The sequence below is a fragment of the Bacillus sp. 005/A4HT-01/001 genome, assembly GCF_004634445.1.
Lineage (GTDB): Bacteria > Bacillota > Bacilli > Bacillales > Bacillaceae > Bacillus > Bacillus altitudinis.
Window position 1 is genome coordinate 341,061 of record NZ_SEIZ01000001.1, and the last position, 15,472, is coordinate 356,532.

Genomic DNA, 15,472 nt, shown 5'->3' on the forward strand with positions numbered 1-15,472 from the left:
GCGATACTGCTCGTTCCCTCTCATATGTATGCAAAAAGCGAATGAATAGAAGAACGAATCAAAAAAAGAGACATCATTCCTAGATGCGGAATGATGCCTTGATTTATGTGCTGTTTATTTAGAGAACATCTTTTTTGCCTCATCCATTGCCATTTTGTTGCCTAGAGCTGAATAATCTAACCATGGCTGATCGGCAATCGGATACACTTGGTTTTTCTTTACGGCTTTTAGGCCTTTCCAAATCGGCGTCTGCTCTAACTGTTTGAATGCCTGCTGCGCCTTATCATCACGGTTCACGACGACAAAAATAGCATCTGCATCAAAGTCAGGAAGCACTTCTTGAGAAATGACTTCAAATGGACGTTTGCTGTCCAGTTTTTTCACACCATCTACAGGTGTCAGTCCTAAATCATCGTATAAAATTGGACCCATCGGACGTTTCATACTAAATACTCGAAGCTCTTTTGCTGTTACACGAATTGCCATCACTTTTCCATTTCCAATCTTTTTCTGGATGAGTGATTTGACTTCTTTTGCTTCTTGATTGTAGTCCTTAATATATTGATCGGCTTCTTTTTCTTTATTGACGAGCTTGCCGATTTTTTTCAAATGATCACGCCAAGTGCCATCATTTAAATTAAACACTTCGGTTTTGGCAATTTTTTTGTATTTTGATAAGTCTTGTCCAGCCAGTTCTTCATCGACGTAAATGACATCTGGTTTTAAAGCAAGCAATGACTCCATATCAGGATCTGCTGCAATGCCTAGCTTTTTCGTCTGGCTAAGCTGCTTTTTCGCATGTGGAAGGAAATCTTTTAAGTCTCCCCCTACAACAGAACCAGCAGGTTTTATCCCGAGTGCTAATAAATCATTTGTTAAATGAATCGACAAGGATGCAATCTTAGGTGTTCCGTTTTCATCTTGATTTGTTGTCTTCTTTGTTTCCTGTTGACCACAAGCGGCCAGAATCAAAAAACAGAGCGTTAAACCAAACACAAGTACTTTTTTCATGATGAGTTCCTCTTTCTTATTTTGTTTTTGTTAGTAAATAGAGAAAATAAGGTGCTCCGATAAAAGCCACAACCACACCCGCTGGGATGGCATTTGGGGCAAATATGGAACGTCCGAGTGTATCAGCACTGACCAAAATCAACAATCCAAGCAAAGCGCTCACTGGTAAAAAATATTGGTGCAGTGAGCCGACAAGACGCCTCGCCAAATGAGGTGCAACAAGGCCAATAAAACCAATTCCGCCTGTCATCGATACACTTGCACTTGCTAGACCAACAGCTAAGGTGAGAAGAAAAAGTCGTTTGCGCTCTACACGTACTCCGACACTTGAGGCGACGGCATCACCTAATGTTAACGCATTGAGTGTGCTGGACTGCATGAGCGTAAGCGGGACAAGACATACGATCCAAGGTAGGAGCGCAAGTACATGAATCCAGTCTCTTCCCCATACATTTCCCACAAGCCACCTTGAAGCGAAGGTGTATGTATCTTCATCCAGTTTCAATGACAAATATAACGTCAATGCACTAAACCCCGCAGCTACGGCAATTCCAACAAGGATCAGCCGGATAGGCACAAGCCCTTCATGCCTGTCGTACGCAAGAAGAACGATGACTGCCGCCGCAAGTAGGCCTCCACCAAATGTAAAGAGCGGAATGAGTAAAGATGGATTTCCTTCTAGTACGTGAAAATACGTCACAAAGATGATTAAGCCGAATGCGGCTCCTGCATTCAGACCGATAATCCCAGGATCGGCCAGTGGATTGCGGGATAAACTCTGCAAAATGCCACCTGCGATGCCTAGACCTATTCCAGCTAGTATCGTCACGACGATTCGAGGCAGACGATAATCAAACAGCACCGTCTCACTTTGGAAATCTCCAAAGCCAAATAACGTTTTGACGACAACGAGAGGACTGAGTTTCAGCGTGCCGGTATTTAAACTATACAGCACGACAGCCGCACTCAGACAAAGCAAAACGGCTGTCACGACAAGAGCACGCCGTTTCTCTTTCATGACAGGTTCCTCCCTTCTTTTCTGGCAATATATAAGAAGAAAGGAACACCAACAAGTGCCACCATGACGCCAATGGCAAGCTCTCTTGGCGGATTTACTGTCCGGCTGGCAAGATCAGCGAAGACGAGAAGCATTGCGCCTAAAATCGCTGACATCGGAATGACGAAACGATAATTGACCCCAACCAGCTTTCGTGCAATATGCGGAATGACAAGCCCGACAAACCCAATAGACCCAACCGCCGATACAGAAACGCCTGCCAGCAGAACCGCAGCTGCCATACCTAGTATTCGCACTTGCCGGGTTTTCACCCCTAAATTCGCAGCTACATCTTCACCAAGTGATAATAACGAGAGGGATCGTCCTAATAACATCGCCCAAACGATGACAATGAGAATGACTGGAGCAAGGATCATCAGCTGCGGCCATTTGACACCTGCCACACCCCCTGCATACCAAAAAGCCAGATCCTGACTGAGATCAAAGTAAATGGCGATACCCGAGCTTAGCGCATGCAGCAATGCGGCAACAACAGCTCCAGCTACAGTGAGCCGAAGTGGGGTCAGCACGCCGCCAGCCGCCCCAATGGCAAAGATCAGCAGTGTACTGAGAACGGCACCAAAAAAAGAAAATAACATCAATGCCGAATAAGGCATTCCTGGAAAAAAAGCAAAACAGAGAGCGACTACAAACATCGCACCGCCGTTAATGCCCAATATCCCCGCATCTGCCAGCGGATTTCTTGTAATGCCTTGCATCAGCGCACCTGCCACAGCAAACGCCGCTCCAACAAGCGCAGCTCCTAGCACACGTGGAAGCCTTAATTCATGAATGATCTGCTGCTCTGTCACATGAGACTGATAGTCAAACACAGCTGTCCAGACCGTTTGCAAAGACAATGACTTTGCACCGTAGGAAACAGCCAAAAACATAGCCGCCAATAAACCAATGACAGCGAGAAAAAACAATAAAAAGAACAAAATAGGTGATGATCGTTTTTGTTGAGATGTTCGCTTATCCGGCAAAATCGGTGTCATCCTTTTCTTCATTAAAAGTCAGTTTGAAAATGAGAATCATAATCATCAAAATTATAGCCGTCAGCCTCTGAAAAATCAATGTACGGCTCATTTTTTTAATTATTGAAGGTATGTGTAGACGGCAAATAAGAGAATTCTTTTCTTCTGCTTTTTCTCGTTCTGAAAGACCTATCAATTTTTACAGTATTTTAATAGGAAAATAGTTGACATTCCGCATGAAAATCCCCTAAAATTACAAAAGTAAGTCAAATGTTATAAAAATATTACAAACAGATGTCAAAGGAATAAAGAATGACCCGTCATGAGAGGAGAATTGAAAGTTGTGTCAGTAAAGGGAAAATGGAGTATCATCCTATTTGCGCTTGCCATCGTCATTGGAGCAGTTGCATTCTTTCAAAATCAGCAAGCAAGCGGTACAGAGAAGAAAAATGTGAAGCAGGATACGAATTATAAAAATGTTGAAATTGTCACTCTTGTAAATGACGGGAAGTTTATGAGATATGCGGTGAACTATCCACTTTTTCATCAAAAAAAGCTAGATGACAAGATTCAAAGCTATGCGAATTCAGCATTAGAGCATTTCAAAAAGACATTTAGTGAAGCAAAGGACATTGATGAAAACAAACGGTTTGAACTGAATATTGACTATGACATGGTGCACTATGCAAAACAATCTGCGGCCATTTATTTTACGACCTACACATATACAGGTCAGCAAAATGGAACCACTCATCACGTCACAATCAATTTCGATTTTCAGAAAAAAGACTTTCTTGACACAAAAGATTTATTTCAACCCAAAAAGGACTATTTGAAAAAATTATCCTATATTACATACACGGAGCTTAAAAAAGATAAAACCTTGTCTAAGGATCTATCACTCCTTCAAAAAGGAACAGCCCCTACTGATCAAAACTTCAGTCAATTCGCCTTAAAAGAGAAATATATAGAGTTCTATTTCCCAGCTTCTCAAGTAGCCGCAAAGGACTTAGGTCCGCAAACGCTGGCGATCAAAAAGACGCTGCTAAAAGATATCTTGAAGCCGGAATATATGAATAAGACCAAAAATCAGAATGAAATCAAAGAACCGAATCCAAAAAGAAAAGCCGTCAAGCTGCCGCAAAAGCCAAAGCTTGATCCGAATAAAAAAGCCATCGCACTCACATTTGATGACGGTCCAAACCCAGCCACAACTTCAACCATTTTAGCAGCGCTGAAGGAAAATAAAGGACACGCCACCTTTTTTGTATTAGGAAGCAGGGTTCAGTATTATCCTGGAATGCTTGCCGACATTTTAAAGGGCGGAAATGAGATCGGAAACCATTCATATAACCATCCGTTATTAACGAGACTCCCTCTAAAAGAAGCGGTCAAACAAGTAAAAGACACGCAGAAACTGATTGAAAAGGCCAGCGGTTATACTCCTACGCACTTTAGACCGCCATATGGAGGAACAAATCCCGACATCAATCAAGCGGTTGGCATGAACGTTTCATTGTGGGATGTCGATCCTGAAGACTGGAAAATTCGCAACAGCCAGCAGATCACAAACCATGTTCTCTCACATGCAGCAGATGGCAAAACCGTACTCATGCACGATATTTATGACAGCTCCGCTCGAGCAGCAGTGAAGATCATACATGAACTCACCAAACAAGGCTACCAGCTTGTCACAGTCAGCGAACTTGAACAATTGAAAAAAGAACGAAACGAACAGACCCCTGTGCAGTAAACACAGGGGCTTTTTTTATGACTCTAACAACTTCTTTCTTTTTAACAACGCTTGAAACGTCTCTTCAAGCTCATGAGAAGGCTCGATGCTTAAACGACTGAGCACTTCAGACAGCTGCATATCAATCAGCAGGAGCTCTTCTTCTTTCTTTGTAGCAGCTGGCTTTTCTTCCTTTTGTTTATATTCTTCATAGGTGCCATCAAAGCGTTCAATGGTTCCCTCGTGCACATGAAGAATACGAGTAGCCACCTGCTCAATGAGCCTCCTGTCGTGGGAGACAAACACGACTGTGCCCGGGTAATCTTTTAAAAGCCCTTCAAGCGCTTCTACTGCCGCAAGGTCTAAAAAGTTCGTCGGTTCATCAAGCATCAGTACATTGGCATCACTGACGAGCAGCTTTGCAAGCATCGTCTTCACCCGTTCCCCGCCGCTTAATACGTTCGTCAGCTTATACACATCGTCTCCCCAAAACCCAAGTCTCGCTAAAACGGTGCGAACGACAGTCTCATCTTGAATCGCCTGTTCCAGTGCATTTTGTAAGATCGATTCATCTAGATTCAGTCCTGAAAGATCTTGGCTGAAATAACCGATCTTCACGGCTTCTGAACGAAAAATCCCAGGATGTCCGTTTACAAGCATTCGGAGAAATGTCGTTTTACCGCTCCCATTCTTCCCAATGATCGCGACTTTGTCTCCGCCTCTTACTTCTACATTCGCCTTTTTCCAAAGGACTTTATCGCCTGCCATACCATCTACATGTTCCACACGAAAAATGGTGCGGCTTGCCACTTCCTTCATGGTATGCTGCGTCATTTGAAGAGGCTGGGCTTCCTTTACCTTCTCCACCTTTTCTAATTTCTCCATTCTTGTTTCAATAGATTTGGCTGTTTTTTGAAGCTTTTTTTGCTTGTTTGCATAGTAAGGCTTTGCAATTTTAGGCCCCGAGGATTTCAGCTTTGGAGATGGCTTTGTCGCTTTGTCGGCCTTTTTCATTTTCTTTTGCATGGCATATTCTAACTGTTTTTTCTTTTGGGTATACGCCTCGTACGCCTCCACTTGCTGACGATGTTCGAGTTCTTTTTGTAGGGCAAAATCGCTGTAGTTGCCTTTGTATGGTTTGAGCTTCCCATCTTCCAATTCCCAAATGTCTGTACATAACGCATCTAAAAAAGCACGGTCATGCGAGACGACAATCAGAGCACCTTGATGATGACGAAGCTTTTCTTCTAGCCACTCAATATGCTCCGTATCTAAGTGAGTCGTGGGTTCATCGGCTAATAAAAGGGCAGAAGGCCGGCTTAAAGCTCTCTCAATATAAGCTTGAGTCATCTCTCCGCCACTTTGTCTGCCATCTCCTGTCTTTAGTTGAGGAAGTAGCGTACAAGTTGTAGTGTGTGCAAATGTGCCGCTGTCTGGTTTTTCCCTACCCGCCAGTACATGGAGCAATGTCGTTTTCCCACTGCCATTCGTTCCCACAAGGCCGATTCGGTCCCCTTGATGAATGGCCAGCTCCTCTATATCAAATAACAAGCGATCCTTTCTAAATACTTTTAATTGGTGGGCTCTCAGTAACATCCAACCCTCTCCTTTCGTATCAGGAGACATGAAAAAGCCTCCCATTCTCAGAATAGGAGGCAAAATGGTGTACAAAAATAAGCGGATCGATACAGAATGACATGCGGTTCATCAAATGAGCACACATATCCCCGTATCCATCACTTCAATCTTTGATTCCCAAGCTGTACCATCCTATTCCGAAGCTAAAAAATGAAAACGCAGCAAACATAGCAACACATATCGTTTGCTCACTGCCTTCGTTCTTTCATTTTGCTTACAGGTCATAGGATTAGTACTTCATTGCATTGGGTCACCCTTCCGTCGTTTGTTACGTATACGATAAAAGATTGGTTATTCTTTGTCAAGCTGAAAAGGCATGAGTGAGTCTATTAGCTTGAGCGTAAATGGATGAGTCGATTCTAACAGCTGGTCACTTTTACATTCTTCCACAAGTCTTCCCTCATGTAAAAAAAGAAGTCGATCACATAAAAAAACGGCTGCCTCTAGATCATGGGTAATCATGAGAATGGTCATATCTAACTCTTGCTTTAATGTTTCAAGAAGCTCCAATATTTGAACTTGGACAGAAACGTCAAGTGAGCTAAGGACTTCATCTAAGATGAGAATGGCTGGATTCGTCGATATGGCCCTTGCTATGCATACACGCTGGAGCTGACCGCCGCTTAGTTGGTGAGCATATTGATTTAGCAAAGACGATGGAAGTCTTACTTGCTTGAGCAGGGACAACACTTTTTGGTTCACATTCATGTTTCGCTTTATTATTTGCATGGGTTCTGCTATGATCTCTTTCACTGTAAAGGAAGGATGGACAGAAGATAGATAATCCTGAAAAACAACACTCATTTCCCCCCGGTTCATCTTACGCCATGTATGAGCTGGCCATCCATCTATCTTTATCTCTCCGCCGTCTAATGTTTCTAAACCAAGCAGCGTACGTGCTATTGTACTTTTACCACTACCGCTCTCACCGACTAACCCGACACATTCACCTTCTCCAACCTGAAATGAAACCTGAGCTATGCGTGCTATGGATTCCTCTTTATGAAAAAAGCGCCCTTTATCTTCTCCATGTTTAAGTAGTTGATTTGCTGTGATCAGCATGGGAATGCCCTCACTCTCTTCTGCTGCCTCAGTGCTTCAAGGGGTGCCGATAAGCGAAGCCTCGTTTCTAGTAAATGCCTCGTTTGAGGATGCTCAGGTGATGTAAATATCTCTTTTGCATGACGATGCTCAAGCATCTTCCCTTGGTGCATCACCAACAATTCATCAGCGATTGCCTGAACGACGCCTAAATCATGCGAAATGATGATCAAGGCAGCTCCTGTTTCTTCTTTCAGCGTCTGTAATTGCGTGATGACTTCACGCCGGTTATATGCATCTAATGATGCTGTAGGCTCATCGGCAATGATCACGTCAGGAGAAAGCATGATCGTAATGGCAATCATGACACGTTGAAGCATCCCTCCCGACAGCTCATGAGGATATTTTCCCATTAACATATGCGGATTGTTTAAATGGACACGTTCTAGCCCAGTGATCGCATGTGCTGTTCCTTCTTTGCCACGTAAGCCCAAATGCCGCTGGAACGTTTCAAGTATTTGATGACCAATTGTTTCAATTGGATTGAACGCATTCATGACATCTTGTGAAATGAAGCCAATTCGCTTTCCTCTCCAACGCTGTGCAGCCTGACTTGTCAATTTTTCACCGTCAAACAAAATGGTCCCAATCATCTCTAGCGAAGGAGGGATGAGGCCAATTAATGCTTTTGCAACGGTTGATTTTCCGCTTCCACTTTCTCCAATAACGCCTAAACAACGTTGTCTATGTAATGTAAACGTGATATTTGCCACTAAATCCTTTTGTTGAATCGGATCATGTACGGACAGGTTTTTTATCTCGATGAAAGGCAAACCGTCTCCTCCTTTTTTTGTTGCTAAGATGCATGGCAGGGTTCATGACCTGCTGAAGACTGTCTCCTAAAAAATTCAGTGCCATGACCACAAATAAGATCGCAAGTCCAGGCGGGAGCATGTGAGCCGGGTGCGTCACCATGACATTCTTCGCCTCGTTGAGCATCATGCCCCATTCCGGTGTAGGTGCACTCACACCTAATCCAAGAAAAGACAGAGCAGAAATATTTAAAATGACCCAGCCTGCGTCAAGTGTAGCAAAGACAGCTATCTCTCCTGAGATGCGAGGAAATAGATGTTTTCGAAGGATATAAAAAGGTGAACCTCCAGATACTTTCGCAAACTGAACAGATGGTTCATTCGTGTATTGCAGGACTGACGAACGAATCATCCTTGTATACCAAGCCCATTTTGCAAGGACATTGGCCAAAATAATATTGAAAAGCCCAGGTCCCATAATGCCCACAACGGCTAAAATCATCACCTCTGCTGGAAATGACAGCATGACATCACATATTCTCATTAGAGCTCCATCAACTTTCCCTCTAAAAAAGCCAGCCATGAGTCCAAGTATCGTGCCAATGAGCATCGTGATACACATTGTCAGCACGGCAGCAAGCATCGTTGTCCGAATACCATATAAGAGCCGCGATAATACGCATCTCCCCAGCTGATCGGTTCCGAGGGGATATGTTAGACTCACACCAGCATATTTTTGAAGAATGTTCGTGTCAGTTGGGTCATGCGGCGCTAGAAACGGTGCAAACAGCCCAGCTAATGTGACAAGTACCAAAAACCAAATAGACAGAATGGCTATGCGATCTTTTCTTAATCGATTCCATCCGGGCAAAGTTCTCAGACCTCCTTTCGCAACTGCGGATTCATGATCATTTGTATGACGTCCGCGATAAGGTTGCACACAACGAATAGAATTCCCATCACAAACAAATAGGCTTGAATCATAGGGAAATCGGCGTGAAAAATAGCTGTTACACACAAACGGCCAACCCCTGGCCAAGCAAAGAGATTTTCAATAATGACGGTTCCTGCAATGAGCTTTGGTATTGACATACCGAGTGCTGTTACCGCTAGTTGAAGGGCATGTCTCATCACCTTCAATTGAATGGTTCGTTCCTTTAAACCACGAGCTCTTGCATAAAAAACAAAGGGCTCGTGCTGAAACTTTAGGATTTGATTTCGAATGAGTCTCACATAGGTCGATAAGTAGCCAAGTGATAAAGTCATCGCTGGCAAAAGAATCGATTTAAATCCTTCCATTCCACTCGTGTTGACCCAGTTAAATTTGACTGAAAAAAGCCAGATAAACAAAATGCCCAACCAAAAACTAGGCATGGAAGCTGCAATAAACACAAATGCTCTCACGATTCGATCCAACCATGTATGTGCCGCATATGCACACACCATTCCGAATAACAAACTCAGCACAATAATAAACAAAAGGGACATCCCTGCAAGCTTTAAAGTCGCAGGAAGTGCCTCCATCATCAGGTCAAGTACAGGCTCATGTGTGACATAACTACTGCCAAAATCACCTGTTAATCCGTCTTTAAGCCATGTGACATAGCGTATGAAAAAAGGTTGATCTAAGCCTAGCTCTTGACGCATGGATTCAACCATTTCTTCGGTTGGGGTTACTTGGTTCACACGTAAAGCGACCTCAGCTGGATCACTTGAACGCATCGCAAGCAGCACAAACGCAAAGAAGGTAATGAATACAATGAGTGGTAAAAGAAACAATAATCTTTTTATGATATAGCGTGTCATGTCTCCGCCTCCGGTTATGACGAAAAATACATTCGGTCAAAAGGAATTTCATACTGAGATACATGAAAACCTATACCTTTGAGGCGCTTATTATAAACAGCCTTTGTCACGGAGTACGAGATAGGAATATAGACATTTTCATCATGAATATACATCAAAATATCTTGATACATTTGTTTTCGTTTTTGCTCATCCGGCTCCACCAATACTTTCGTAATGGTCTCATCCAGCCACTTTTTCTTTTTCAATCCTAATTGAGCTTGATAATCAGCATGGGATGCAACACGAAATGAAGAGACGTATGTTTGAGGGTCATAAGGAAGTCCCCACGATAGAGAGTACATAAGATCAAACTTTCCTGTTTTTTGACGATCTAAAAATGCCTGTTTTTCTTCACCTCTAATATCCAGCTTGATTCCAACCTGCTTGAAGTCCTGTTGTATCGATTCACTAATCGTTCTTTCACCTGCATTATCCGAATTGTAATAAATGGTCACGCTGAGCGGCTTGTCTTTTTGATAGCGATAGCCGTCTTCTTTTAACTTCCAGCCTGCCTCATCTAATAATGCCTCTGCTTTCTTTTTTTGATAGGTTTTCTTTTTAAGCGGAATGTCCGCGTAAGGGACAGACGGAGCAAGCAGTGTATGTGCCACCTGTTCAGTTCCATTTAAAATCCCTTCTGTAATCACCTCTTTTTGAATGGCATATTGAAATGCTTCTCTTACTTTTGGATCTTGTGTTATTGGTTGATTGGAGTTGATCACAATAGATCTTGAACCAACAGGAGGACTCACAGTCACACCATATTGACCAGCTTCTTTTAAAGCTTGGAATGAATCTCCATCAATCATGTCACCATCTGCTCCAAATAAGAGATCAACCTCCCCTTTTTGAAGAGCGAGTAAAATGGTTTGATGATCCGGCAAGACCTTCCATTTCACCGTTGAAATCTTTGGTTTCTTTCCCCAATAGCGATTGTTCACTTCAAAAATGGCATATTGATTTTTCTTATGTTCCTTTAACACATAAGGACCTGTACCTGCATAACCTTTGACGCCTTTTGATGTGGTGCCATCAATAAAGCTTTTGGGAGAAATAAAACGGAATGGACGTGTTAAACCAAGCTCTTCTAATGTTGGATAATAGGGCTCCTTCAATGTGAGAACAAATGTATGTTCATCTACAGCCTTCGTGGATTTAATTTCTGACACGAGATTGAGCCAAGCATTTTTTTCAATATTTTTGACAACTGCATCAATATTCATTTTGACAGCCTTCGCATTAAATGGCTCACCATCTGAAAAAGTCACGTTTTCTCGAAGATGAAATGTGTAGGTTTTTCCATCTTTAGAAATATCCCAGCTTTGGGCCAGGGCAGGTTGAATGCCTTTTTCCGTATTCACAACAAGCGATTCAAACACCATATTTTGAGCGGCCATCTCCCCGCCATATAGATGGGGATTAATGTCTCTTATATCTTTTGTACTTGCATACACCAGTTCATCATCTTCTCTTCCACTTAAACTGGAAGAGGTCTTATTTTCAGAACAAGATGCCAATAGAAAACAAGCCATGACTGAAAACAGCATCAAGGTATATGTCACAAAGGACTGCTTTTTCTCGTCCTTTTTCTTTATGTAAACAGGTTGATGATTCATATGTACTTCCCCCAAATGTTCATTTTATCGTAATCATTACGATTATCAATCGAAATGATTACGAATTGAATATTAGCATACAGATCTGGGAAATACAATGTCTTTTTTCACCGAAAAAACAGACTCATGATTGAGTCTGTCAGGTTGTTGACAAAGAGCTAAAATGATCTTTATTTTAGCTCTTTGTCTTCTTTTCAGCGTGAAAGAAAACCTTTGCAGTCTAGGAAGGGCGAGCACCAGCGCACAGACCTGCGGGCGAATTCGAGGGTTTGTCTACACGCTGAGAGACTCATGATTGAGTCTGTTTCGCTTGCATAAACTGATCAATGACACGTAATGCTTTTTCTGTTCCACCTGCTGTTTGGAAACTTTCTTCAATCTTTTCAATTCCAGCACGGTACGTGTCACTTCCCAGTACACTTTCTACAGTATCTCTCAACTGCTTTGCTGTCAGCTCGTCTTTATCGAGTGCACGAGCAGCAGAGAGATCCGTCAGTCTTTTTGCCACCATCGGCTGATCTTTGTCAACTGGGATGACAACCATTGGAACATGATAATGAATACCTTCATTGACACTATTCATCCCGCCGTGGGTCACAAACACATCTGTCAGTTCAAGGACTTCAAGCTGCGGCACATAAGGCTCGATGAGAAAATGAGATGGCGCTTCTTTTAGGAGAGACATGTCGATTTTTTCACCAGTTGCGAGAATCACTTTTCCATCAAAGTCGGCAAAGGCATCAATACACATATTAAAGAATGCTTCAGTATCTCCAAGAACCGTTCCCATTGAAATAAAGACGACCTTCTCTCGCTCAAGCGTTTCTAACGGAAAATCATGCTGGTCAGCACGTTTTAGAAAACTCGGTCCAATGAAAACAAACGAATCATCCAATGCATCAACAGACGGCTGAAAATATTCACTTGTATACACCATATTCAGCTCTCCACGGTTTTTCATGAATTGCATCAAATAATTTGGCTGAACGCCAAAACGTTCATGTATTTCTTCTAACAGATGAGCCGCCTTCTCATCCTTTCTGTATAAAGGTGTATCAAAATGCGCCTCCTGCAGCACAAAAGAAGGATTTGAACCAATGCCTGGAATCTGTAAGTAATCCCGCACAAGCTCACCTGCTCCAAACATATCAAAATAGACCAAATCAAATGAATGCTGTTGATAAAGAGTTTCCACCACTTCTAAAATGTCTAATGACGTTTGCAGCATGGCATGGAAAAATGGCTGCATGGATTCCAAATCGTCTTCTTCCACACTTAATGTCCGAATATAATCTGGATGTATATGTATGTGAGCGCCTAAGCGTTTGATCCGCTTTTGATAATGTTCAGTTGTGACCACATGCACTTCATCACCTCGATCAACAAATGCTCTTATCATTCCTAACATTGGGTTCACATGTCCTTCAGCTGGGAACGTAATCATTAAAACCTTCGCCACAAGAATCCTCTCCTTATTGTCAATTCCCTTCCATGTTAATCTTATACAGTGATCGGGCTCAACAAATACGCCTGAAAAGAGCAGAAATGAGTCTTATGGCTAGTATTTTAAGAGGATAGCAGAAAAAAAGACAAAGCCTCCTGTTTAAGTGCTTTGTCTTTTAGATCGGATCTGATATTTTGATATTTATTCAAAGCAGGCTGAATACACATTTCCTATATTGAAAAATTCAAGTAGTGCTCTTTTTGCTTCAGGACTAGCATTTTTCGCTGCTTTATTTACAGCTGTTTTTACAGCATTCGCCTTACTTTTTCCTGCCTCTCTAGCCGCTTTATACGCTGGAATCAATGTTTTAACAAATTTTGTAGCACCTCCTGCAGCTTTTAATGCGGACTTGACTTTTGCGATTTTTGCTATCGGTATAACATTGGTTATAATGGCAGTTCCAACCGCGGAAATACAACCAACTACCCCCATAGTAACAACCTCACCTTGTCGTTGAAGAGGGATATTAGAGTTCTCTTCCAACCATTTAACTACAGCTTCATCCCCTTTGGCAATAACGCTGTCAGGTAAAGCTTCAATCGCCAATAAAACCTCTAGCAACTCTTGATACTCTTCATCCACTTCTGAATTAGGACTAATTGCTGTTGCATTCGCAGTAAAAATCGTTGACAATAGCATGAAAAGAGCTGTTATGAAGCATATTACACTCTTTTTATGAAAAATAGTTTTCATCCAATATACCCCTTCCTTGTTTATTTTTTGAATACGAGGTAAAAATATCATATTATAATAATTGTTTCAATTTTATAGATTCATATTGGAGGGATATTTTGTGAAAGTCTTGGAGAAATACAGTTATTTAATCATCATTCTTTGTCTGGCGGCAATGATAGTGACAAACTTCACTGTGAATGACAATATAGTAAAAAATACTGTATCCGTGATTGGATTTATCATTGTTCTTTTTACAATTATACCTGCGGCTATTTACAGGAAAGGCCAAAAAGGCAGGTAACCCCTTTATAGCAATCAACCCCATTCTTATGTTAAGAGTGGGGTTGATTTTATTATACTCGGATAGATGTTGCTGGCTTGCAGCCAAACCATTTTATCACTTGCTTATCCTAACTTTATTAGAAGAAAACGATCAATTCGATTAAACATAAAAAACCCCTCTTCATATGAAGAGGGATTCATGAAAGACCTTTATCATCGTAAGCAAGGTCAAGTACGCGCTCGGAGGGATTCGAACCCCCGGCAGACGTGGTACCGGAAACCTATTGCGGAGTTATATACGATTCTTACTACGAAAGCCTTACGTACACTTATTTCGGATAACGGTCCGTACTATTTCGGACACGAATCCGGAATGTAATCAATGCGATTATACACCGGATATTGTAGGCGGTCAACGTTTCGAATGTTGGTCGCACCGTGCGACGATCAATCCGCTTCAATAAACGCCTCGAACGCCTCTAATTTACCACGCATTTTCCTACGTTTTGCCTCGCTCGCTGCTCGTTGGAACGAAATATACACGTAGTCATCAAAACGGCTAATTTCGTTCAATTTCGCTTTGAGTATCGTCTTGTGCCACGCATCTACGAATGGCTCCGGATCATGCTCGATCATTAGCGTAGGATCTACGGAAGCCTTAGCACGCAATAACAAGCCGTAATATTTATAGATTTCTGCTGCGTCAAAGTAGCGACTCATAGCGTTGTAGATTTCCGTTGGTAACGAGTTTTTCATCGCTTCAGCCGGCACCACAGCCGTATCTTTAACGTGCTTTTGGTTTAAGTGATTAATAGAATCCGATGGTTCATTTTCGATTTTGACCGGCTCAACCGTTGGTGCATCGGCGTTTTCCGGCGTCGGGCGAGTGGTCACTGTCGACTGGTCATTCGCAGCTAACGGTAAGATGACGATGATGTTTGCGCCCTTGCCACCGTTTATTTTACGAGTCGTTGCGACCTTCTTGACGATGTTCAGCGCAGCCAATTGATTAAGAACGCGGCGCGCCGTCTTAACGGATTTACCGATTAGGTCGGCGAGCGTTTCCGCTTTGAGATGCGCTGCGCCTGCGAACTTAACCGCATAACGTGCGATCTGCTTAAGAGCGGCCCGCGCCGTATCTGATAAGTCGTATGAATTTCGTTTGATGTGTTCGTAGACGGCCGTATTTAGAGCCTGCGTTGATGAGAACGTTTGGTGTTCCGCTAAGTAATGCATATCGATTCCGCCTTTCGTAATTTACTGTTAACGTAATTATAGT

At 42.4% G+C, this 15,472-nt stretch carries 13 protein-coding genes; 1 reads left to right on the forward strand and 12 read right to left on the reverse strand.

Annotation, left to right across the window (positions count from 1 at the left end; genetic code table 11):
• Window positions 1-114 precede the first annotated feature (114 nt).
• Genes ES896_RS01835 through ES896_RS01845 form a run of 3 tightly spaced genes read right to left on the reverse strand, consistent with a single transcriptional unit; the run spans window position 115 to window position 3,078 of the window.
• On the reverse strand, window positions 115-1,011 hold the full coding sequence (locus tag ES896_RS01835; protein ID WP_007500130.1) for an iron-hydroxamate ABC transporter substrate-binding protein: 897 nt from the start codon (window positions 1,009-1,011) through the stop codon (window positions 115-117).
• Between the two features lie 16 nt (window positions 1,012-1,027).
• On the reverse strand, window positions 1,028-2,029 hold the full coding sequence (locus ES896_RS01840) for a FecCD family ABC transporter permease (protein ID WP_025208010.1): 1,002 nt from the start codon (window positions 2,027-2,029) through the stop codon (window positions 1,028-1,030).
• Entirely contained in the window at window positions 2,026-3,078 is a 1,053-nt protein-coding gene (locus tag ES896_RS01845) for a FecCD family ABC transporter permease (protein WP_038475387.1), read from the reverse strand. Before ES896_RS01845 ends, ES896_RS01840 begins: the two co-directional genes overlap by 4 nt.
• 310 nt (window positions 3,079-3,388) lie before the next feature.
• Between ES896_RS01845 and ES896_RS01850 the strand changes: the two genes are divergently transcribed.
• Window positions 3,389-4,798: a polysaccharide deacetylase family protein gene (locus tag ES896_RS01850; protein ID WP_017359186.1), complete on the forward strand. Its 1,410-nt coding sequence runs from the start codon at window positions 3,389-3,391 to the stop codon at window positions 4,796-4,798.
• Window positions 4,799-4,813: 15 nt separating this feature from the next.
• On the opposite strand, the gene abc-f is transcribed toward ES896_RS01850, so the two are convergent.
• From abc-f to ES896_RS01905, 9 genes are all read right to left on the reverse strand, one after another.
• Window positions 4,814-6,373, reverse strand: coding sequence for a ribosomal protection-like ABC-F family protein (gene abc-f / locus ES896_RS01855; protein WP_205687762.1), 1,560 nt, complete (start codon window positions 6,371-6,373; stop codon window positions 4,814-4,816).
• Between the two features lie 333 nt (window positions 6,374-6,706).
• The gene (locus tag ES896_RS01860; protein WP_135226289.1) at window positions 6,707-7,477 is read right to left on the reverse strand and encodes an ABC transporter ATP-binding protein; all 771 of its coding nucleotides are present in this window, start codon (window positions 7,475-7,477) and stop codon (window positions 6,707-6,709) included.
• Window positions 7,471-8,289, reverse strand: coding sequence for an ABC transporter ATP-binding protein (locus ES896_RS01865; RefSeq protein WP_135226290.1), 819 nt, complete (start codon window positions 8,287-8,289; stop codon window positions 7,471-7,473). Before ES896_RS01865 ends, ES896_RS01860 begins: the two co-directional genes overlap by 7 nt.
• Window positions 8,252-9,139, reverse strand: coding sequence for a nickel/cobalt ABC transporter permease (opp1C, locus tag ES896_RS01870; RefSeq protein WP_135226291.1), 888 nt, complete (start codon window positions 9,137-9,139; stop codon window positions 8,252-8,254). Before opp1C ends, ES896_RS01865 begins: the two co-directional genes overlap by 38 nt.
• 5 nt (window positions 9,140-9,144) lie before the next feature.
• Complete coding sequence (opp1B, locus tag ES896_RS01875; RefSeq protein ID WP_135226292.1) at window positions 9,145-10,074, reverse strand: nickel/cobalt ABC transporter permease; 930 nt, start codon at window positions 10,072-10,074, stop codon at window positions 9,145-9,147.
• Between the two features lie 14 nt (window positions 10,075-10,088).
• Window positions 10,089-11,732, reverse strand: coding sequence for a nickel ABC transporter substrate-binding protein (nikA, locus tag ES896_RS01880; protein WP_135226293.1), 1,644 nt, complete (start codon window positions 11,730-11,732; stop codon window positions 10,089-10,091).
• A gap of 289 nt (window positions 11,733-12,021) precedes the next feature.
• The gene (locus tag ES896_RS01890; RefSeq protein ID WP_017368100.1) at window positions 12,022-13,191 is read right to left on the reverse strand and encodes a macrolide family glycosyltransferase; all 1,170 of its coding nucleotides are present in this window, start codon (window positions 13,189-13,191) and stop codon (window positions 12,022-12,024) included.
• Window positions 13,192-13,377: 186 nt separating this feature from the next.
• On the reverse strand, window positions 13,378-13,929 hold the full coding sequence (locus tag ES896_RS01895) for a hypothetical protein (protein ID WP_017359180.1): 552 nt from the start codon (window positions 13,927-13,929) through the stop codon (window positions 13,378-13,380).
• 711 nt (window positions 13,930-14,640) lie between these two features.
• A complete protein-coding gene (locus ES896_RS01905) occupies window positions 14,641-15,429 on the reverse strand; it encodes a helix-turn-helix domain-containing protein (RefSeq protein WP_135226294.1) in 789 nt (262 codons plus the stop codon).
• Window positions 15,430-15,472 lie beyond the last annotated feature (43 nt).

Excerpts from the sequence above, each read along its gene's own strand:
- ES896_RS01835 (WP_007500130.1), bottom strand. The coding sequence starts at position 1,011 with ATGAAAAAAGTACTTGTGTTTGGTTTAACGCTCTGTTTTTTGATTCTG.
- ES896_RS01840 (WP_025208010.1), bottom strand. The coding sequence starts at position 2,029 with ATGAAAGAGAAACGGCGTGCTCTTGTCGTGACAGCCGTTTTGCTTTGT.
- ES896_RS01845 (WP_038475387.1), bottom strand. The coding sequence starts at position 3,078 with ATGAAGAAAAGGATGACACCGATTTTGCCGGATAAGCGAACATCTCAA.
- abc-f (WP_205687762.1), bottom strand. The coding sequence starts at position 6,373 with ATGTTACTGAGAGCCCACCAATTAAAAGTATTTAGAAAGGATCGCTTG.
- ES896_RS01860 (WP_135226289.1), bottom strand. The coding sequence starts at position 7,477 with ATGCTGATCACAGCAAATCAACTACTTAAACATGGAGAAGATAAAGGG.
- opp1B (WP_135226292.1), bottom strand. The coding sequence starts at position 10,074 with ATGACACGCTATATCATAAAAAGATTATTGTTTCTTTTACCACTCATT.
- nikA (WP_135226293.1), bottom strand. The coding sequence starts at position 11,732 with ATGAATCATCAACCTGTTTACATAAAGAAAAAGGACGAGAAAAAGCAG.
- ES896_RS01895 (WP_017359180.1), bottom strand. The coding sequence starts at position 13,929 with ATGAAAACTATTTTTCATAAAAAGAGTGTAATATGCTTCATAACAGCT.
- ES896_RS01905 (WP_135226294.1), bottom strand. The coding sequence starts at position 15,429 with ATGCATTACTTAGCGGAACACCAAACGTTCTCATCAACGCAGGCTCTA.